Annotated in this window: 18 protein-coding genes; 8 read left to right on the top strand and 10 right to left on the bottom strand. The window is 70.5% G+C overall.

Translation table 11 applies throughout. The features are described 5' to 3' along the window. Positions 1-23 precede the first annotated feature (23 nt). Entirely contained in the window at positions 24-839 is an 816-nt protein-coding gene (locus ACFV2X_RS52150; RefSeq protein WP_385630535.1) for an SAM-dependent methyltransferase, read from the top strand. On the opposite strand, the gene ACFV2X_RS52145 is transcribed toward ACFV2X_RS52150, so the two are convergent. From ACFV2X_RS52145 to ACFV2X_RS52120, 6 genes are all read right to left on the bottom strand, one after another. After that, complete coding sequence (locus tag ACFV2X_RS52145; RefSeq protein ID WP_385630534.1) at positions 777-1,691, bottom strand: STM4011 family radical SAM protein; 915 nt, start codon at positions 1,689-1,691, stop codon at positions 777-779. The genes ACFV2X_RS52150 and ACFV2X_RS52145 overlap by 63 nt on opposite strands. A gap of 10 nt (positions 1,692-1,701) precedes the next feature. Beyond that, positions 1,702-3,081 carry an STM4012 family radical SAM protein gene (locus ACFV2X_RS52140; protein WP_385630532.1) on the bottom strand — a complete coding sequence of 460 codons (1,380 nt, stop codon included), beginning with the start codon at positions 3,079-3,081 and terminating at the stop codon, positions 1,702-1,704. Further along, on the bottom strand, positions 3,078-3,881 hold the full coding sequence (locus tag ACFV2X_RS52135) for an STM4013/SEN3800 family hydrolase (protein WP_385630555.1): 804 nt from the start codon (positions 3,879-3,881) through the stop codon (positions 3,078-3,080). Before ACFV2X_RS52135 ends, ACFV2X_RS52140 begins: the two co-directional genes overlap by 4 nt. A gap of 7 nt (positions 3,882-3,888) precedes the next feature. Further along, the gene (locus ACFV2X_RS52130; RefSeq protein ID WP_385630530.1) at positions 3,889-5,106 is read right to left on the bottom strand and encodes an STM4014 family protein; all 1,218 of its coding nucleotides are present in this window, start codon (positions 5,104-5,106) and stop codon (positions 3,889-3,891) included. Then, complete coding sequence (locus ACFV2X_RS52125) at positions 5,087-6,067, bottom strand: STM4015 family protein (protein WP_385630528.1); 981 nt, start codon at positions 6,065-6,067, stop codon at positions 5,087-5,089. The genes ACFV2X_RS52130 and ACFV2X_RS52125 overlap by 20 nt, the downstream gene beginning before the upstream one ends. Before the next feature lie 64 nt (positions 6,068-6,131). Continuing rightward, on the bottom strand, positions 6,132-7,106 hold the full coding sequence (locus tag ACFV2X_RS52120) for an STM4015 family protein (RefSeq protein ID WP_385630525.1): 975 nt from the start codon (positions 7,104-7,106) through the stop codon (positions 6,132-6,134). A gap of 218 nt (positions 7,107-7,324) precedes the next feature. Between ACFV2X_RS52120 and ACFV2X_RS52115 the strand changes: the two genes are divergently transcribed. From ACFV2X_RS52115 to ACFV2X_RS52100, 4 genes are all read left to right on the top strand, one after another. Next, on the top strand, positions 7,325-7,651 hold the full coding sequence (locus tag ACFV2X_RS52115) for a hypothetical protein (RefSeq protein ID WP_089510508.1): 327 nt from the start codon (positions 7,325-7,327) through the stop codon (positions 7,649-7,651). 140 nt (positions 7,652-7,791) lie between these two features. After that, the gene (locus ACFV2X_RS52110) at positions 7,792-8,889 is read left to right on the top strand and encodes a DUF6745 domain-containing protein (protein ID WP_385630554.1); all 1,098 of its coding nucleotides are present in this window, start codon (positions 7,792-7,794) and stop codon (positions 8,887-8,889) included. Between the two features lie 180 nt (positions 8,890-9,069). Beyond that, positions 9,070-9,981, top strand: coding sequence for a glycoside hydrolase family 19 protein (locus tag ACFV2X_RS52105; RefSeq protein WP_385630522.1), 912 nt, complete (start codon positions 9,070-9,072; stop codon positions 9,979-9,981). Between the two features lie 124 nt (positions 9,982-10,105). Further along, a complete protein-coding gene (locus ACFV2X_RS52100) occupies positions 10,106-11,332 on the top strand; it encodes an MBL fold metallo-hydrolase (protein ID WP_385630520.1) in 1,227 nt (408 codons plus the stop codon). Between the two features lie 101 nt (positions 11,333-11,433). Here ACFV2X_RS52100 and ACFV2X_RS52095 read toward each other — a convergent pair whose 3' ends face one another. Genes ACFV2X_RS52095 through ACFV2X_RS52080 form a run of 4 tightly spaced genes read right to left on the bottom strand, consistent with a single transcriptional unit; the run spans position 11,434 to position 15,299 of the window. Next, positions 11,434-12,699 carry an ABC transporter permease gene (locus ACFV2X_RS52095; RefSeq protein ID WP_385630517.1) on the bottom strand — a complete coding sequence of 422 codons (1,266 nt, stop codon included), beginning with the start codon at positions 12,697-12,699 and terminating at the stop codon, positions 11,434-11,436. Continuing rightward, positions 12,696-13,385 (bottom strand): ABC transporter ATP-binding protein, encoded by a 690-nt coding sequence (locus tag ACFV2X_RS52090; protein ID WP_385630515.1) that lies wholly within the window; start codon positions 13,383-13,385, stop codon positions 12,696-12,698. Before ACFV2X_RS52090 ends, ACFV2X_RS52095 begins: the two co-directional genes overlap by 4 nt. Next, positions 13,382-14,716 carry a peptidoglycan-binding protein gene (locus tag ACFV2X_RS52085; RefSeq protein ID WP_385630512.1) on the bottom strand — a complete coding sequence of 445 codons (1,335 nt, stop codon included), beginning with the start codon at positions 14,714-14,716 and terminating at the stop codon, positions 13,382-13,384. The genes ACFV2X_RS52090 and ACFV2X_RS52085 overlap by 4 nt, the downstream gene beginning before the upstream one ends. After that, positions 14,706-15,299 carry a hypothetical protein gene (locus tag ACFV2X_RS52080; protein ID WP_385630510.1) on the bottom strand — a complete coding sequence of 198 codons (594 nt, stop codon included), beginning with the start codon at positions 15,297-15,299 and terminating at the stop codon, positions 14,706-14,708. Before ACFV2X_RS52080 ends, ACFV2X_RS52085 begins: the two co-directional genes overlap by 11 nt. A gap of 145 nt (positions 15,300-15,444) precedes the next feature. On the opposite strand from ACFV2X_RS52080, the gene ACFV2X_RS52075 reads away from it, so the two are divergent. From ACFV2X_RS52075 to ACFV2X_RS52065, 3 genes are all read left to right on the top strand, one after another. After that, positions 15,445-16,143, top strand: a complete 699-nt coding sequence (locus tag ACFV2X_RS52075) for a response regulator transcription factor (RefSeq protein WP_385630507.1) — start codon at positions 15,445-15,447, stop codon at positions 16,141-16,143. Beyond that, positions 16,133-17,917, top strand: a complete 1,785-nt coding sequence (locus ACFV2X_RS52070) for a sensor histidine kinase (protein ID WP_385630505.1) — start codon at positions 16,133-16,135, stop codon at positions 17,915-17,917. Before ACFV2X_RS52075 ends, ACFV2X_RS52070 begins: the two co-directional genes overlap by 11 nt. Before the next feature lie 266 nt (positions 17,918-18,183). Continuing rightward, a complete protein-coding gene (locus ACFV2X_RS52065; RefSeq protein WP_385630504.1) occupies positions 18,184-19,047 on the top strand; it encodes a chitosanase in 864 nt (287 codons plus the stop codon). Positions 19,048-19,105 lie beyond the last annotated feature (58 nt).

Here is a 19,105-nt window from a genome sequence, read left to right as displayed (position 1 = left end):
GTGACCGCGGTAACCGCAAAAAAATGGAGAACGGTGTGACCGACCAAGGATTCTCCGTGCAGGAGATAGACACCAGTACGCCTCATCCGGCCCGCATGTACGACTACTACCTCGGGGGCTGGGACAACTACGAGGTCGACCGCAGGGCGGCCGACCGCATTCTCGAAGCGACACCGACCGTCCGCGCCACCGCCCGCGCCAACCGGGAGTTTCTGCTCCGGGCCGTGCGCACCGTCGTCGGGGACGGGATACGGCAGATCATCGACATCGGGACCGGAATCCCGACGTCGCCGAACACCCATGAGGTTGCCCGGGAGATCGCGCCGGAAACCCGGGTGGTCTATATCGACAACGATCCGATCGTCGCCACGCACGCCGGCGCCAAGCTGACGAACGCGGGCGGCACGAGCTTCGCACTGGGGGATGTGCGCAAGCCCGCCGAGTTGCTTGACCGGTCCGCGGTACGGGAGTTCATCGACTTCAGCAAGCCGGTGGCGCTGCTGCTGGTCGCGGTGTTGCACTTCGTCAAGGACGAGGAGGACCCGGTCGGGATCCTCGCGACCCTCACCGAACGGTTGGTTCCGGGCAGCTGTCTGGTGATCAGCCACGGCACCCTGGACTTCACCGACCGAGCCGACATCGCCGCGGAGGTGTACCGGAAGTCCGCGGCCAGCCTCAGCCTGCGCGGCCACGCCGAGATCCTGCCGTTCTTCGACGGGTTTCCGCTGCTGGAGCCGGGGCTGGTCCAGGTGCCGGCATGGCGGCCGGACGGCCTCTTACCGAAGCAGGGGAAGCGGGCTGACGTCGGCGTGTACGGCGGGGTGGGGCGAAAGTCCTGAGCCCGTGCCGACGGCGGCCGGAATCCGCTCCAGCACCCCGCCCGCGAACACGTCGTACAGCGGCAGCGACTCCAGGTGCACATAGCCGATGTGGCAGTCGCAGACGGCGAGCGGGCAGGGGCGGGGCGCGAGGGCCGCGCGGTACGAGCCGTCGTAGAGGTTGCCAAGATCCGTACGGACGAAATGGCAGCGGCGCACCGTGCCGTCGCCGTCCACCGAGATCACCGAAGCGCCGGTCCGGCATGGCAGACCGGCGCTTTGGTGCGGATGGCGGCTGTAGCCGAACAGCGGGTCGAGCGCGGTCCACTGGGCCGCTTCCTCGTCCGTATAGCTGCGCCCCTCGGCGGCGTTGACCCACAGATAGACCTGTGCGGGCAGATCGGCGCGCAACTGCCGGGCGGGCTCCAGATGCTCGGGCAGGCCGACGATGCCGACGCTGTGGCGCACCCCGAGCGCCGCCAGCTCACGGCTCTTGGCCAGAAACCGGTCGTACGGCGTCTGGCCCGGGTGGAAGGTGCACCACAGGGCCAGGGTGTCCAGATCGGCGTCCGCCATCCAGCCCGTACGGCAGCTCAGATTCGTCTGGATCGCCACCCGCGCGATATGCGGCAGCCGGCTGAGCTCGGTCAGCGCCCGGCGGTACCAGGAGCGCACCAGGCCCTCGCCCCACGGGGTGAACAGCACCGACAGCCGGTCGCCCGTGTTCGCCGCGGCCCAAGCGGTGAAGCGCTCCAGGGCGGCCCGGTCGGCGCGCAGTTGCTCCGGGGTGTCGCGCCGCTTGGCGAACGGGCAGTACGGGCAGTCGTAGTCGCACGAGGCCAGCGGGCCTCGGTAGAGGATCGTCAGGTCCACGCCGCCCGCCTCACTTCAGGTCGTAATCGGCCATGGCGGCGCGCACCGCGGGGGAGAACAGCTCGGGCCCGAGCGCGTCGGAGTGCGCAAGACCCTCGGGGGAGAGCCGCAGCAGCTCGGGCGCGGCGTCCGGATCCAGCCAGCCGCGCTCGGCGAACCGCGCCAGCTCGGTGGAGAAGTCCTCGGCCGGGTCGGTGCCGAACCGGGCCCGGTAGCCGGCCACCGGCATACCCTCCGCCTGGAGCACCGACTGCAGGAGGTGACGCCGCCGGGCCTCGTCGGCGGTCATCGCCCGGCCCACCTCGGCGCGCGCGAAGTCGGCCGCGGGCCGCGCCGTGTAGTCGTCGATGATGCCGCGGATCTCTCGCATGTCCACCGCGTAGTCGAACGAGTAGTGCAGCGCCGAGGTATACGAGCGGGCGCCGCAGCCAAGACCGACCATGCCATCGGTCTGGCAGGCGTAGTCGTCCCCGCCGCATGGCTCCCTGCCGGTCCCGGGCGTGTCCCGGCGGCGGAACATGCGCATCGACACCTGCTCATAGCCTTGGGCGAGCAGATGGTCCCGGCCCGCCCGGTAGAGCCGCAGCCGCTGGGCGTCCCACTCCGCGTCCGTGGCCGCCGCGTCGCGCCGCCCCAGACCCGTCAGCGGGCGCACATACAGCGGATACAGATACAGCTCCTCGGGGTGCCAGGCCAGGGCTGCGTCCAGCGACTGCCGCCAACTCCGCTCGGTCTGCCCGTCGATGCCGTAGATCAGGTCGATGTTGAGCACGGGGATACCGGCCTCGCGGATCCGCCCCAGCGCCGCCTCGACGTCCTCCCGGCGCTGCGGCCGCACCGCCGAGCGCGCCTCGGCGTCCACGAAGCTCTGTACCCCCAGGCTCAGCCGGGTGGTGCCGCGCTCGGCCAGCACGGCCAGCCGGTCCGCGGTGGCGGTGGCGGGGGATGCCTCGACCGAGAGCGGAACGGCCGCCAGATCGGCCCCCATGCGCCGGCTCGCGATATCGCACAGCCGCTCCAGCTCCGCCGCCTCCAGGAAGGTCGGGGTGCCGCCGCCGAACGCGGCCGTGGCGAACCGGGCCCCGTCCCCGAGCGCATCGCGGACCGCGTCCGCCTGCCGCTCCAGGGCGTCCAGATAGGCGCTCACCAGCCCCTCGGGGGCGCCGACGCGGGTGAAGAGATTGCAGAAGCCGCAGCGCACCTCGCAGAAGGGGATGTGCGCATACAGCGACAGCGAGTCCTTGGGCTCGGCTGCCCACAGGTCGCTCAGGGCGGGGCGCGGATTCAGCGGGCGGTAGGCGGTCTTGTGCGGGTACGCGTAGACGTACGACTGGTACGGGCGGACAGCGGGGGCGATGGGGACGGTAGTGGCGGTGGTGCTGGTGGTCATGAGGCCTCGAGGAAGAAGTGGGTGTACGGCACGGTCCAGACGACTTCATGGCCGAGCCGGTGGCCCGTATAGCCGTCGTCCCCGTACGCGGTGCCGTGGTCGGAGCAGACGATCGCGAAGCCGGGGCCGCGGTCGCCCAGCGCGGAGAACAGCCGGCCGATGTGCCGGTCGACGTACTCCAGCGCGGCGGCGTGGGTGGCGCGCGAATCGCCTGCCTCGCGGGTCGCGCCGGGCAGATGGAACCAGTTGGGCTGGTGCAGCGCCGATACGTTGACGAAGAGGAACAGCCGCCGGTCCGGCGGCAGCCCGGCGATGACCTTCTCGGCGCACGCCACCTGCGCCTCGAAGGAGGTGGGGGACGGAACGCCGAACTCCGGCTCCCAGTGGCTCTCCTGGAAGAGGCCGGGGAGCACCGAGCCCAGCGGGCCCCGCTTGTTGAAGAACCCCACCCCGCCCACGCACACCGTGTGGTACCCGGCGGCCGCGAGCCCGGACACCAGGTCCGGGGTGTCGAAGACAAAGGTCCCGTCGGCGGTGGTCTCGCTGCCCGCGAAGCGGGCGGCGAACAGCCGCCGGTGCGGGCCCGGCGTGGCCGGTGTGGGCAGGAACCCGGCGAACATCGCCTGATGCGAGGCGTAGGTGAAGCTGCCGGGCGCATGCCGCTTGTCCCACACCCCGCCGGGGAGCCGGCTCGCGAGATGGGGGATCCGGCCCTCGGCGGCCAGCTCGGCCGCCACGTCGTAGCGCAGCGTGTCCAAGGTGACCAGCAGCAGATCGTGGCTGCCCACGACCTCGTTCATATCCGGCTCAGCCAAGGGCATCGACGCTGCCTCCTCTCACCACTTCGCCTGCCGCCTCTCGGCCCAGCCCTTCTGCCGCCTCTCTCGCCGGGGGCTTGCGCCGCCGCAGTACGGCCGCGACCTGCGCGCCGTACGTGTCCAGGCCCTCCGCGCCGCTGCCGGGCAGACCGGTCAGCCGGGGCAGCAGATCGCCGAACGCGTTGACCTCGCCGACCGAGAAGCGCCGCCATCCGGTGCCCGGCAGCAGATCGACGCCGACACACAGGGTGCCGGGGAAGCAGGCCGCGGCCCGCTCCGCCAGGTCCAGCACCTCGTCCCAGGGCACCCCGGCCGCCTCCGCCGCGGCGCGCGCGGCGGCCAGATCGCCGCGGATGCCGCCGAGGTGGAGATTGGTCATGGGGGAGCGGCTGGTGCGCACCACGGCATGGGTGGCCCGCCCGTCGACCACCACCACGCGCAGGTCGGCGGCGCGGCCGTGCTGCGCCGCCTTGGGCACCCAGCGCTCGATGTGCAGCCCGTCGGGGGCCAGCGTGTCGACGATGGCGGCGATCTCCGCCTCCGTCTCGTACCGGCGCACCCGCAGGGAGTTGAACAGCTGCCCGTCGGCCGTACGCTCGACCGAGGTCGCGGCGCGCACCCGGCCGTGGGCGCCCCATTCGACGGCGAGCACCCCGGAGGCGGACGAGCCGTGCGCGAGCTTCACAAAGGCGCGGCGCAGCCCGCCGGAGCCCGCCAGCAGCGCCCGTACGTCCTCCCAGCCGCGGACGGGCGGCGCCTTGGGCCCGGAGGTCGGCGACGGCGGCACCGCGACCCCGGCCTCGCTCAACACACCGTGGCACAGCCGCTTGTCGAACATGACGGCCAACTCGTCCGGGTCGTCCAGCACCGCCGCGTCCGCCGTACGGGCCGCCTCGGCGACCTGGCGCGCCGCGCCGGTGAACCGGGTGTACCAGTGGGCGGTGCCCTCGACGCGGGTCGGGTCGTCGGCGCCGCGCAGCAGCAGCTCGACGTCCTCGTCCTCGCCCGGGGAGTCCAGCCGCACCGTCTCGCCCGGCTCGAACCGGGGCCGGCCGTCGTACAGCACCTCGCGCCAGGGCAGCACCCGGGGCGCGGGCAGGCCCGCCGCCAGCACGGCGTCCGTGAACATCTCCACCCGGCGGCCACCGGGGTTGCCGACTACGGCGAAGCGCACGTCATGGCGCACCTCATTCGGAGACGGCGACATAGCGGTGCTCCTCGTCGCTCTCGTCCCAGTCCCACCTCTGTGCCTGTTGCTGCTCCGAGAGGTCCACCTCGACCCCGCGCGGCTCCAGTTCGTCGCGCATCCGCTGCGCCAGCTTCTCGCTCAGGTAGTGGTGGTGGAGGTCGAGCAGCATGAGATGGGTCAGCGGCTGACCGCCGAGCAGGGCCTCGGCCCCCGTGTCGGTCAGCGTGCCCATGGACAGGTCGAGGGAGGCGAGCTGGGCGACGACGGGGGCGGCGGAGACGGCGGCGGCTATCTCGTCCTGGATCTCGCTGTTCTGCAGGCCCAGATGGCGCAGCGCGGGGAAGCGGCCGCCGGCCAGCAGCGGGGCGAGGTCGGCGATGGTGGCGTCGCCGCCGTACTGGTCGACCCCCAGCCACAGCGCGAGGTGTTCCAGGCGGGGGAGCTCGCTGTCGCAGACGGCCTGTACGACACTCGCGGGCAGACCGCCGGACTCGAACCGCAGCGTCCGCAGCCGCTCATGGCGCACGGGGCGGAACGCCAGCGACTCATCGGGTCCCCCGTAGCCGCAGCCGCGCACCACGAACTCCTCGAGCATCGGGTACGCCTCGACCACCGGCGTGACATCGGTCATCTCCAGCCAGGACAGCTCGCACTGCTCGCTCGTCACGTCGCCGATGAACAGCGACCGCAGCGCCGGCAGCCGCCCGGCCGACTCCGTCAGCAGGTCGATCACCGGCCGCACGTTGTCGTATTCCCCGTCGCCCCACCAGGCGCCGATGACGATCGCACGGATCCGGTCCGCCGGGACCCTCTCCAGGAACTCCCGCCACAGCTGCTCGAAGGTCCGCTCCTCGTCGAAGTCGCTGGCCAGCCGCCAGGCGACGGCGTCGGCGGGCGGCAGGTCGGTCGCGTCGGTCCCGCATTCGGCGAAGTCGGTGACGGGGAGACCCGCGAAGGACTCCAGGAGATCGCTGATCATGAGGAGGTGCGGTCCTTTCGGTCGTCGTGGTGCGTGGCTGTCGAGGGCTTGGGTAAGGGGGTCGTCATTCGGCGACCGCGGTGTAACGCCACACCTCGCCCTCTCCGTCGTCGTCCTCGTCGCCCTTCTCGGAGAGGTCGAGCCGCACCCCGGAGGGCTCCAGGGCGTCGCGCAGCCGCTGCTCCATCGCCTCGGAGAAGAAGTTGTGGTTCAGGTCGAGTGTCTTGAGGTGGGTCAGCGGCTGGCCTTCGAGCAGCGCCTCGGCGCCCGCGTCGGTCAAGATGCCCATGGACAGGTTGAGGGAGGCGAGCTGGGCGACGATGGGGGCGGCGGCGACGGCTGTGGCTATCTCGTCCTGGATCTCGCTGTTCTGCAGCCCCAGGTGGCGCAGCGCGGGGAAGCGGCCGCCCGAGAGCAGCCCGGCCAGGTCCGCGACGGTCGAGTCGCCCCCGTACTCCTCCACCCCCAGCCACATCTCCAGCCGCTCCAGCGCGGGCAGTTCGCTGTCGCAGACGCCGCGCACCACCTCGCCCGGCAGCCCGCCGCTCTCGAAGCGGAGCGTGTGCAGGCGCTCGTGCTTGACGGCGGGGAACTGCAGCTTCGTACCGCCGCGGATCTTCAGCTCCCGCAGTCCGGGGAAGGCGTCGAGGACCCGGGCGACATCGGACTGCTCGATCCAGGAGATCTCGGACTGCTCTGCCTCGATGTCCCCGATGAAGACCGCTTCGAGGGCGGGGAATCGGTCCTTGGCGGCGACCAGCGGCTCGATGACCACGCTGGAGTCGTCCTCGTACGCCGCGCCCCATATGCCGAAGATCAGCGCCCGTACGCGGGCGGTGTCCACCGTGTCCAGGAACCGCTGGAAGCGGGCCGCGATGTCGATGTCCGGGTCCGAGTCGCCCGAGGCGCGGTACGGGTCGTGGGAGATCCGCCATGCCACGGTCTCCGGCCCGGGGAGTTCCCGCGCGCCGTCGCGGCGCGCTGGGAAGTCGAAGGCCGGGAGGCCGTGCAGTTCGTCGGTGGTCTCGTCGTGGTCCATGCCGGGAGGTCTCCTGATGCTTCGCGTGGGCGTGCCCGTTTCCGAACGGCGTGCGAAGAGTTCTACCAAGCCCCACCGACAGCGGGTGCGGCGGGCATTGTCGAAGCGTTGTCGGCCCCTCCGCGTTGTCAGACCCTGCGCCTAACGTCGTTGATGTCGACGGGCCCCGCACGAGCGGTGGGCCCCGGCGCCGCTGTGCCGTGGAAAGGGAGAAGCGCATGTACCGACAGGGAGATGTTCTGATCGTGCCGGTGGCCGAGGAGGCGCTGCCGCCGAACACCGAAGCGCTGCCGCGGCAGCCGCGGGACTCGCGGGGGCGGCTGGTGCTGGCGCTGGGCGAGGTGACCGGACACGCCCATGCCGTGGTCGGGCCGGGCACGCTGGTGCGCGAGTCGGGGCCGTTCGGCGTGTCGTATCTGCATCTGCCGGACGGCGGGCGGGTGGTGCACGAGGAACACGCGGCGATACCGCTGCCCAAGGGGTGGTACCGCGTGGTGCGGCAGCGGGAGTACGCGCCGGGCGCCGTGCGCGTGGTGGCGGACTGAGAACTGAGCACCGAGAACTGAGCACCGAGAACTGAGAACTGAGAACCGGGACTGGGAAACGGGAGACGGAAACCATGAGCTCGATGACGACGGCAGCGGACGTCGCGGGTCCGGGCAGCGCGGGTGCGGACACCGCGGCGCTGAGCCTGGTCGAGCGGTGGCGGGCGGTGGCCGCGGCCACGGGCCGGGCCGACCGCGAGGCCGCCGAGGAGGGGGTGCGGCTGGCCTACGAGGCGGCCGGGATCGCGCGCCCGGAGCGGATCGTATGGGTCGACTCCCCGCTGGCGGGCACGGCGGCGGCGATGCTGCTGACCGGCCAGGGCGGCGAGCTGCCGCGGGAGATCGCCGACCGGGCGGCCGGCGCGCTGCGCGCCGCGGGGGTCGAGCCGGAGGCGGGCGCGGCGGGTGCCTGTGTCCGGGAGGCGGTGCGCACCCTTCCGTGGGCTGCCGCGCGACAGCGGCTGCACGACACGCTCGGCAGCACGGGCTGGGCCGAGCGCTGGGCCCTGACGGGCGCGGCGCTGTGGGAGGTCACCCGCTCCCTCACCGAGCGCATCCGCACCGGAGTCGTCGAGGCATTGGACGCGCAGTCGGACCGGGACCGGGAATCCGCCGTCCGGCTGGCCATGCTGGACGCGGTGCTCGGCCAGCACGACGCGCCGTGGCTGGCGGCGGTAGTCGCGGAGGGAGACGCCGGTGAGCTCGCCGGCCCGGCCGCGGTGGCGCGGTCCGCGGGGTGGTGGTGGCCGTACGAGAAGGCCGTGGTCATCGCCGAGCGCCCGGTCACGCTGCACCGCGACGAGGCGGGCCGCCTCGACAGCGGCACCGGGCCCGCGCTGGACTACCCCGACGGTTTCGCGCTGTACGCGTGGCGGGGCATGCCGGTGCCCGCGGACTTCCTCGGGCAGCTGTCCGAGCTGACCGCAGAGCGCATCCGCACCGAGGAGAACGCGGAGCTGCGCCGCGTCATGCTGGAGCACTACGGCTACGACCGCTATCTCACGGAGTCCGGGGCGAAGCCGGTGCACCGCGACGAGACCGGCGTGCTGTGGCGCATCGAGATGGCCGGTGACGAGCCGGTGGTCATGGTCGAGGTGGTCAACTCCACGCCGGAGCCGGACGGGACGCATCGCACGTACTGGCTGCGCGTGCCGCCGCGCACCACCACCGCCCGTGAGGGCGTCGCGTGGACCTTCGGCCTGGATGCCGACGGGTACGCCCCGGAGCGCCAGACCTGACGGGGTCCTCCGCCGGGAGGGGCCCTCCGCCGGGAGGGAGAGGGGCGGGGAGTGGACGGCCGGGCCCGGGACTGGCCGCCCGCATACCCCGGCTTGGTCTAGACCTTGACTGGTATAGACCAAGTCCGCTTGAGTGGTGTCAGGTCCCCCCACTCTCAAGCCCCCCCTGAAGGAGGAGCCTTGATAGCAAAACGCCTCCGGGCCGCTCTCGCCGCCGCCGCGGCGACATGCGCCCTGCTGTTTGTCATGCCCATGGCCTCAGCTTCGGCGACCGCCACCACGGCGACCACCCCCCGCGCGGCCTGCACCTACCCGGACTGGGTCGCCGGCAAGTGGTACGCCACGGGCGACATCGTGAAGTACACCGATGGCAGGTACTACCGCGCCGAACACGACAACCCGGGCTATGACCCCATCATCAGCACCTGGTACTGGGAGCCGTACGACTGCGGCTCCGGAGGCCAGAACCCGGCGGGATTCGTGGTGAGCGAGGCGCAGTTCAACCAGATGTTCCCGGGCCGCAACTCGTTCTACACGTACCAGGGGCTGACCGCCGCCCTGAGCGCCTACCCCGGCTTCGCGAACACCGGCAGCGACACCGTGAAGAAGCAGGAAGCCGCCGCCTTCCTGGCGAACGTCAGCCACGAGACCGGCGGCCTCGTCTACATCGTGGAGCAGAACCAGTCCAACTACCCGCACTACTGCGACTGGAACCAGCCCTACGGCTGCCCCGCGGGCCAGTCCGCGTACTACGGGCGCGGGCCGATCCAGCTCAGCTGGAACTTCAACTACAAGGCGGCCGGTGACGCGCTCGGCATCGACCTGCTGAACAATCCGTATCTGGTCGAGCGGGACGCGGCGGTCTCCTGGAAGACCGCCCTGTGGTACTGGAACACCCAGACCGGACCCGGCACCATGACCCCGCACGACGCGATGGTCAACCAGCGGGGCTTCGGCGAGACGATCCGCAGCATCAACGGCAGTATCGAGTGCAACGGCGGAAACCCCGGCCAGGTGCAGAGCCGGATCGACGCCTATCAGAGGTTCGTCCAGATCCTGGGCACCACCCCCGGATCCAACCTCAGCTGCTGATCGGCGGCGCTCAGCGGAACAACGTCGGCGGTCTCGCGAGTTGTCCTTGAGCAGCGCGGCGGTCCCCGCCGCGCTGCCACACCGCAGACGTACGGGGGCATCCGCCCCTCATTCAGGAGGTGCCGTGACCGGCCCCAGCCAGAAACGTGCCCGGCTCGCCGCCGCCCTGCGCCCCGCCGCCTTCGGGGCGGACCCGGCCGGAGAGCGCATGGAGCGCATCCGCCGGTCGCCGAACTTCGCGAACGGCGTGTTCGTGAACCCCGTGGCCGCCCGCACCGCGCCGTCCGGCTCCATGCTGAAGTTCCTGCCCACCTACTTCCGCAAGGAGGAGCGCGTCCGCCGGGCCCCGGCCGGGCCCGTGCCGGTGCACCCCACCACCCTCGCCGACCTGGCCACGCCGCCCGCCTCCGGGCTGCGGCTGACCTGGATGGGCCACTCCACCGTGCTGGCGGAGATCGACGGGCGGCGAGTGCTGTTCGATCCGGTGTGGGGCGATCGCTGCTCGCCCTTCTCCTTCGCCGGGCCCAAGCGGATCCACTCGGTGCCGGTGCCGCTGCGCGAGCTGGGGCCGGTCGATGTGGTGGTGATCTCCCACGATCACTACGACCATCTGGACATGCCGACCATCCGCGCCCTGGTGCGCTCCGAGGCGCATTTCGTGGTCCCGCTGGGTGTCGGCGCCCACCTGGAGCGCTGGGGAGTGCCCGAGCGGCGGATGACCGAGCTGGACTGGCGCGAGTCGACGGAGGCGGCCGGCCTGCGGTTCACCGCCACCCCGGCCCGCCACTTCTGCGGTCGCGCGCTGCGCAACACCCAGCACACCCTGTGGGCCTCCTGGGTCGTGGCCGGGCCGGAGCACCGCGTCTACCACAGCGGGGACACCGGATACTTCCCCGGCTTCGCGGAGATCGGGGAGGAGCACGGGCCGTTCGACGCGACCATGATCCAGATCGGCGCGTATAGCGACCTCTGGCCCACGAACCACGCGGATTCCAGGCCGCTGCCCGGCGCGTGGCCGGACATTCACATGAACCCCTCGCAGGGGGTCCAGAGCCACCTTGACCTGCAGCAAGGCCAGCCGAGCGGGGTCATGCTGCCGATCCACTGGGGCACTTTCAACCTCTCGTTGCATCCCTGGGCCGAGCCGGGGGAATGGACGCTGGCCGCGGCCGGCGCGGTCGGACAGGCGGTCGCCGTCCCTGTTCCGGGCGAGCCCTTCGAGCCCGCTGGAGACCTCCCTACGCACCCCTGGTGGCGGGATGTGTCCCTGCCGCTGAACCGCGAGTGGCCCGTTCCGGTGATCACTCCGGTGACGTCCCGTGACGACCTCGACCTTGTGGGCGAGGGCTGAGCTCACGCTCACCCGGCTGTCGATCACCCGGCCAGGCTCGCTATCGCGTCCACGGGTGGTACCACCGCTCGCGGCGCGCGGTCGCGCCCGCGGCCGGCCGTTCACGTCGACGCCAGCGCCTCCGTAGGAGGAAGGCGTGATGCGCGGACCGAGGGATAGACGCCGGCCGCCATGCCGATCAGCACGGCGCCGAGGCAGCCGCCCGTGACCGAGAGCAGGGGGATCACCGTCGGCCAGCCCTGGTAGGCCGCGTAGCCGATGTCGGCGAGGACGCCGAACAGGGTTCCGGTGATGGCGCCGAGCAGCGACAGTCCCACGGACTCGGTGAGGAACTGGACGCGTATCTGACCGCGGGTCGCGCCCAGCGCCCGGCGGAGCCCGATGTCCCTCCGGCGCTCCAGGACCGAGATGACCATGGTGTTGGCCACACCGATCCCACCGACCAGCAGGGCGACACCGGCCAGGCCGAGGAAGAGGGAGGAGAAGGTGTTCTGCGTGGCGCGCTTGGCCGCCAGGGCGTCGGACGGGCGGCTGACCTGGACCTGTCCGGGCTGCTCCGGGAACACGGTGGCGGGGAGTACGCTCCGTACGTCCTCCAGATGGGCCTCCCGTGCCTTGACGTAGATCACCGTGGGGTTTCCCTCGAAGTGCAGTGTCTTCTTGGCGGCCGGCCACCCCGTCAGTACGGCGTTGTCGAGGTCGTCGGCCAGCGGTATGGAGTGCATGATGCCGATCACGGTGAACCACGACTTGTTGATCTGTATCTGTGGAGCCGGTTCGTTTTCGGGGATTTCCCCGATGCCGAGTTGGCCGGCGGCCCGGTAGCCCAGTACGGCCGTGGGGAACTGCTCGTCGGTGCTGCTGAAGAACCTTCCCGAGAAGACCTTTCCGCCCACCACGCCCAGCAGGTCGCGTCGGGCCGCGAGCACGCTGAGGCCCGTACCGGAGAAGTCGTCCTCACCGATGAGGTCGGAACGCCGCACCTCGGCATGGGTGTTGGCCACCGCGCTCGCCTTGGTGACCGGTGTGATGCGGCGCACCATGTCGACCGATTCCTCGGGCAGCCTGACCGGCTCGCCCTGTCCCGTGAACGGCTGCACCCGCAGCATGTTGGACCCCAGCGCCGAGATCTCGTCCATCAGGGCCCGCTGGCTGGAGGCCGGGATTCCCGTCACCACCACCATCGTGGCGACGCCGATCGAGATGCCGAGCGCCGACAGCGCGGCGCGCAGCTTGCGGGTGCGCAGGCCGAGGAGCCCGAGGCCCAACAGGTCGAGAAAGGCGAGACGTACAGGCTTGATCTTGTCTTCGGCACGACGGGGAGAGCGCCGCAGCGCGGTGCGGGACGGCTTGGCGGGGGCGGTCATGACGGGCTTCCAGTCAGTGCGGTGTCCGCGACCAGGCGACCGTCACGCATATGAACCCTGCGTGGCAACTGGTCGGCGATGTCACGGTCGTGGGTGATGAGCGCGATCGTGGTGCCCGCCGCGTTGAGTTCGGTCAACAGGGCGAGCGCCGCCGCGCCGTTGGCGGTGTCGAGTGCGCCGGTCGGCTCGTCGGCGAGGACCAGAGCCGGCTCATGGACGACCGCGCGGGCTATGGCGACCCGTTGGCGCTCCCCTCCGGAGAGCTGCCCCGGCAGGTGGCCGGCCCGGCGGGCGAGTCCGACCCGGGCCAGGGCGTCCTTGGCCAGCTTCTTCCGGTACTTCCTGGGCACACCGGCGTACAGCAGGCCGGTCGCCACGTTCTCGGCCGCGGTGAGTCCGTCCGTCAGGTGGAAGTGCTGGAAGACGAAACCCAGGCGCCGCCCCCGCAGGGCGGACAGTTGGCGGTCGGACAACTCCGCCACGTCCTGCCCCTCGATGACCACGCTGCCGCTGGTGGGCGAGGCCAGTGTGCCCATGATGTTGAGCAGCGTGGACTTGCCGGAGCCGGAAGGGCCGACGATGGCCAGCATTTCGCCCTGCGCGACGGACAGGGAGACCCGGTCGAGGGCTTTCACCTCGGGGGGATAGGTCACGCTCGCCTCGTGCACGCTGATCACGTGGGTCATCCCGTGGTTTCCACCTTCATGCCCTCGCTGACGCCCTGGCCGCTGATCTCGACCAGTCCCTTGGCGAACATGCCGGTGTCGACCGGGACGAGCCTGCCGCCGGAGAGCCGGACCGCGTACCCTCCCTCGCGCAGGGCGAGCAGGGCGCCGACCGGGACGGCGAGTACGCCCTTCTTGGCCTTTCCCTGGAACTGGGCCTGTACGGGGGCGGAGTCGATGCCCTTGACGGACTGTGGGTCGTCCAGCGACACCGTGACGTTGGTCTTGGTCTGCCCGGTACTGCCCGACGCGTCCTGCTCTCCCTGCACGATGGCGCTGATCGCGGCGACCCGGCCCGGGGTGGTGGAACGGTCGGGCAGCACCACGGTGACCTTTTGGCCCGGTTTGACGGACCCCAGGTCGAGCGACTCCACCGGCACGGTCACGGACTTGGTGGTGGCGGTCACCGACATCAGGTCTCCCGACGCCTCGTCCCCGGGCTGGGCGGAGACGTTGGCGACCCGCACCGCCGACTTCGCCACGACCACGTCGGAGAAGTCGAGGATGCCGGTCGGATCCATGCCCACGGCCTTCTGCCAGCGCTTGATCGCGGACATCAGGGACCGGGTGAGCACACCGTCGCCCTCCCTGACCGTGGACTGCGACGGGCTTGGGCTCGGTGACACCTCCTGTGACGCATCGTTTCCCTGGCCGGCTCCGCCGTCCGGAGCCGAGGACTCGCCGGCGGGGGGTGTGGTCTCCCCCTGGCCAGGGCCCGTTGCCACGGGGGTGGGGGCGCCCGCGGGGGCCTTCTGCCGGACGACCGTGCCCGGCGCCGGCTGCGCCCCGATGTCGTAGCCGAGAGCCTCGAGGTTGTCGGCGACGATCCGTATGTCACGGCCGACACTGCCGGGGGTGTCGAGCCTGCGGTACAAGGGTGTGCTGCCGTAGAAGATCACGGCGGGGCGCTCGTCGACGCGATACAGCTGCTCGCCGCGTTTGACCGTCGCACCCCGCTTCGCAAGCCACGTCACCCGTCCTTCGCCGGCGTTGCGGATCGTGCGCGCGGAGTCGTAGCCGAGCGTGCCGTCCATCTCCCTGCTGCCCGACAGGTCCGTTCTGACCACGGCGATCTGTTTGATCTTCGGGCCGGATTCGGGTGCGGAGCCGTTCCCGCCCCGGCCGGCCCACAGCAGACCGGCGCCGGTTCCTCCCGCGAGCAGCACAGCGGTGATGCCGAGATAAAGGGCCTTCTTCTTCCGGCGGCCCGCCGTCGGCCTGCGGGGGTCCGCCTCCTCCTGGACCGTCACCCGCAGGGCCGTGGTGTCCCCGGCGTCGCGCTCACTTACCACTGAACGCCTCTATCATGCATTCCTTGTCAATCTGGTCGGCATTCCTGGGCTGAGTCACGCCGGCCTTGTAGTTCCAGCCACCTCCGTCAGGAAGGGGGTTCACCTTGAGCCCTCTGCGGTTGTCGCACGCGATCCACTTGTTGTAATCGTCCATATAGTCGGGGTTTTTCTTCGGGTCCAGCTCCGGGGGCGGCAGCGGCCTCTTTCCGAGGCATGCCTTTTCTGCTTCCGGACGCTCTTTGGCTACATCCATACCGGGGAACCACAATGTTCCCGGATCGGCTTCCGGCATTTTGCTCCCCTTCGGCGGAAGGGGCACTCCGTGATCCTTGAGGCAGCGCAGGTAGCCCTGGTACATGCGTATTTCCTCGATGTCCGTAGTGTCCAGCCGAAGCTGAGGGCGGCCGGAGTCGGAATCGTCGGCCACCGGGCTCTTCGTCGCCCCGCCCTTTCCGCCCCCACCGGTTTCCGGGACGGAGACGACTCCGTCGTCCTTGCTCTCGGCGTCTCCCTCGGAGCAGCCGGTGATCAGCGTCACCGCCAGCGCGGCGCAGGAGAGGAACAGGATCTTCTTGTTTCGCATGCCTGGAAGTGTGGCAAGGCTTTGTCAGAAATGTGTCAACGCTTTCCCTCGCAGGACCCCCGCATGCGTTTGTCAGGAAGTTGTCATGGAATGGAAGCAGGTTTTTCGGCGTTCATCACGGGCTCCGCAGGCTTATCATCGGGCCATGTCCGCGTACGTACTGGTGGCCGAAGATGACGAAAAGCAGGCAGAACTGATCCGTCGTTACCTGGTGCACGACGGACACGCCGTAACCGTGGTGCACGACGGCACGACAGCCTTGGAGGAAGCCATCCGGCACCCACCCGACCTGCTCGTTCTCGACTGGATGTTGCCGGGTCTGGACGGGCTGGAGATATGCCGACGTATGCGGGCCATGGGTGATATGCCCATTCTGATGCTCACCGCCCGCTCCACCGAGGACGATCTGCTGCTCGGCCTGGACATCGGGGCGGACGACTACATGACCAAGCCGTACAGGCCGCGCGAACTGGTGGCCCGCATCCGGACCCTGCTGCGGCGCACCCGGCATCCGGAGCACACGGAGGAAGTGCTCCTGAAGGCCGGCCCGCTGACCGTGGCCCCGGACCGGCACGAGGTCTCCGTCAACGGCCGTCCGGTGGACTGCACTCCCGGCGAATTCCGCCTGCTCAGCACCTTGGCAGCCGCACCCGAGCGGGTCTTCACACGGGCTCAGCTGCTGCACTGCATCACCGTCCACGGCCGAGCCGTCACCGAACGCACCGTGGACATGCACATAGTGAACCTGCGGAAGAAGATCGAGACCTCGCCGCGCAGGCCGGAGTTGCTGCTGACCGTCCACGGCATCGGATACAAACTGTCCCGAGGCCGCAGTGACGTCTGAAGTCCCGTTCCGCAACAGCCTGCTGTTCCGGCTGCTGGTCACCTCCGTGCTGATCTCCCTGGTGTCCATCGGGGCCACGGCCTGGCTGACGGTACGCGGCACCACCGTCGCCATCGAGCAGGAGCGGGGCCAGGTCGTCGCGGACTACGCCACCATCCAGGACACGCTGGAGGGGTTCGCCGCGACGCACCGGGACTGGAACGGTGTCGAGCGCACCGTCCTGGATCTCTCCCGGTCGACGGGGCGCACCATCATCCTGACCACGCGGGCGCGCAAGGTCATCGCCGCGTCGCGGCGGTCGGCCGCGGAGCGGCTGCCCCTCAACGAGAGCGCAGTGATCGATCCGCTGCACGTCGCACCGTCCACGGATCAGGGCGTGGGCCGGGCGGAGCAGGTCTCCCGCATCGACCCACGCGCCGTCGGCCCCTTCCGCCTGCCCGCCGAGGAGCGGGCGAACCTGCGACGGATCGCCCGCGGTGAGGTCAGCTGCCTCTACGGCCGGACGGGAGTACGTGCACAAATCGTCGAAGAGGCCAGTGGCAGGCCCGCCCTGCGCGCGCCCAGGGCCCTGGGGGAATTCATCCCGGCCTGCGAGTCCAAGGGCCTGCTCCTGCCCACCCCGACCGAGGCCACAGCTCTCGCCGAACTCACCGGACTCGTCCGCGGCTGCGCCGAGCGCAACCACGTACGCCTGCCCGAACCGCTGACCATCACGATGGACTTCCAGGTGGACGGAGACGACTCCGCGGAGAGTTCCGCCGCGGTGGACGACTGTGTGGAGGAAGGCCGGCGGGAGCAGTTGGCGGCGTATGTCGCCCCGGCGGCCCTCCTGTTCGTCGCCAGCCCACCCAGTGCGGCCACCGCCGTCTTCGACCTGTCACCGGCCGGCACCCTCAGGGTCCTGGCCAGCACCGGTCTGGTCCTGGCCGCGACCATCGCCGTGACCGCCGTCATCGCGATCAGGCTGGTACGTCCGCTGCGCGCGCTGACCAACGCCGCCCGCGCCCCCTCGGGCCGGCACCTCCGTATCCCCGTCACCGCCAAGGACGAGACCGGCTATCTCGCCGCCGCCCTCAACGACCTGTCGGAACGCCGCGAACGCACCGACGAGCAGCGCCGGGTCATGGTCAGCGACATCGCCCACGAACTGCGCACGCCCCTCACCAACATCCGCGGCTGGCTGGACGCGGCACAGGACGGGTTGGCCGAGCCCGACTCGGCGCTCCTCACCTCGCTGCAGGAGGAGGCGGACCTCCTCCAGCACATCGTGGACGACCTTCAGGTGCTCGCCGCCGCCGACGCCGGCACCCTGCGCCTGCGTCCACGGGAGCTGGACCTCCGCGAAGTGATCGAGCAGACCATGAGCGCGCACCAGGCGACCGCACACGCCGGCGGTGTCGAGACCGCCGTCCACGCCCCGCACGGCCTCTCGATCCACGCAGACCCGGTCCGCCTCCGCCAGATCCTGGGCAACCTTCTGTCCAACGCGATACGCCACACCCCGCCGGACGGCCGCGTCACCCTCAGCGCCCGCCGCGTGGCGGGCGCCGTCGCCATCGAGGTGAAGGACACGGGCAGCGGCATCCGCCACGAGGACCTGCCCCGGGTGTTCGACCGCTTCTGGCGTGCCGAACGGTCCCGCAGCAGGCGAACGGGGGGCAGCGGGCTGGGGCTGTCCATCGTCAGACAGCTCGTGCGGGCCCACGGCGGAGATGTCTCCGTGGCGAGCCGGCCGCACGTGGAGACGGTGTTCCTGGTGCGGTTGCCGCGCTGATCCGGTCGCGGACACGCGGTCTGTCGTGGAGCGATGGGCCGTGCTGGTCGGGCGAGGGAGCGACCAGGGTGCGAGTTGCCGACTCGGCCGTCGGCAACTCGGGGTCTTCAACGGCCCGCCGCGGTCTTCTTTGTTCCTAACTCTTGTCGCGGGCATGGCATGCTCGGTTGAATGATTAGGAAAGGTTCCTAACGGATCGTCGAGGGCGTCTCCCCATGACGATCCGTGCGCGCTTCCCCCACAGACGACACGGAACGGAGATCCAGATGCCCAAGAGGATCGGCCTCGTGGCCGCCGCCGTAGCCGCTCCGGCGGCGCTCGTCCTCACCAGCGTCGGAATCGGCCAGGCCGCCGAGCACACACCCTCGTCGGCTCAGGCCGCGCAGGTCGTAAAGGCCGAGCACCGGACGGCCGCGGTGAAGAACCTGGACGATCCCGCCAAGAAGGAGATCGCCATGAAGCTGGTCTCCAGCGCGGAGAACTCCTCGCTCGACTGGCGCGCCCAGTTCAAGTACATCGAGGACATAGACGACGGCCGCGGCTACACCGCCGGGATCATAGGCTTCTGCTCCGGCACCGGCGACATGCTCGAACTCGTCGAGTACTACACCCAGGTCAAGCCCGGCAACGTACTGGCCAAGTACCTGCCCGCGCTGCGCGAGGTCGACGGCAGCGACTCCCACGACGGCCTCGACCCCAACTTCACCAAGGACTGGAAGAAGGCCGCCCAGGACAAGGCCTTCCAGGACGCCCAGGAACACGAGCGCGACCGCGTCTACTTCAACCCGTCCGTCAGCCAGGGCAAGGCCGACGGAATAGGCACGCTGGGCCAGTTCATCTACTACGACGCGATCGTCATGCACGGCCCCGGCAGCAGCAAGTACAGCTTCGGTGGCATCCGCAAGACCGCCATGTCCCGGGCCAAGACCCCCGCCCAGGGCGGCGACGAGAAGACCTACCTCCACGCTTTCCTGGACGCCCGCAAGGAGGCCATGCAGAGCGAGGAGGCGCACAGCAACACCAGCCGGGTGGACACCGAGCAGCGGAAGTTCCTCAACGAGGGCAACCTCGGGCTCGAGCCCCCGCTCAAGTGGAAGGTGTACGGCGACCCGTTCGAGATCAACTCCTGACCTTCCCTCATCATCCGGGGGCGCCCGGTCCGGGCGGTACGGCTACGGCCGCCCGGAC

Origin of the sequence: Streptomyces sp. NPDC059679, assembly GCF_042734105.1 — a bacterium.
GTDB lineage: Bacteria > Actinomycetota > Actinomycetes > Streptomycetales > Streptomycetaceae > Streptomyces.
The sequence above is the reverse complement of the archived record's forward strand: the minus strand, read 5'-3'. Positions and strand labels throughout refer to the sequence as shown.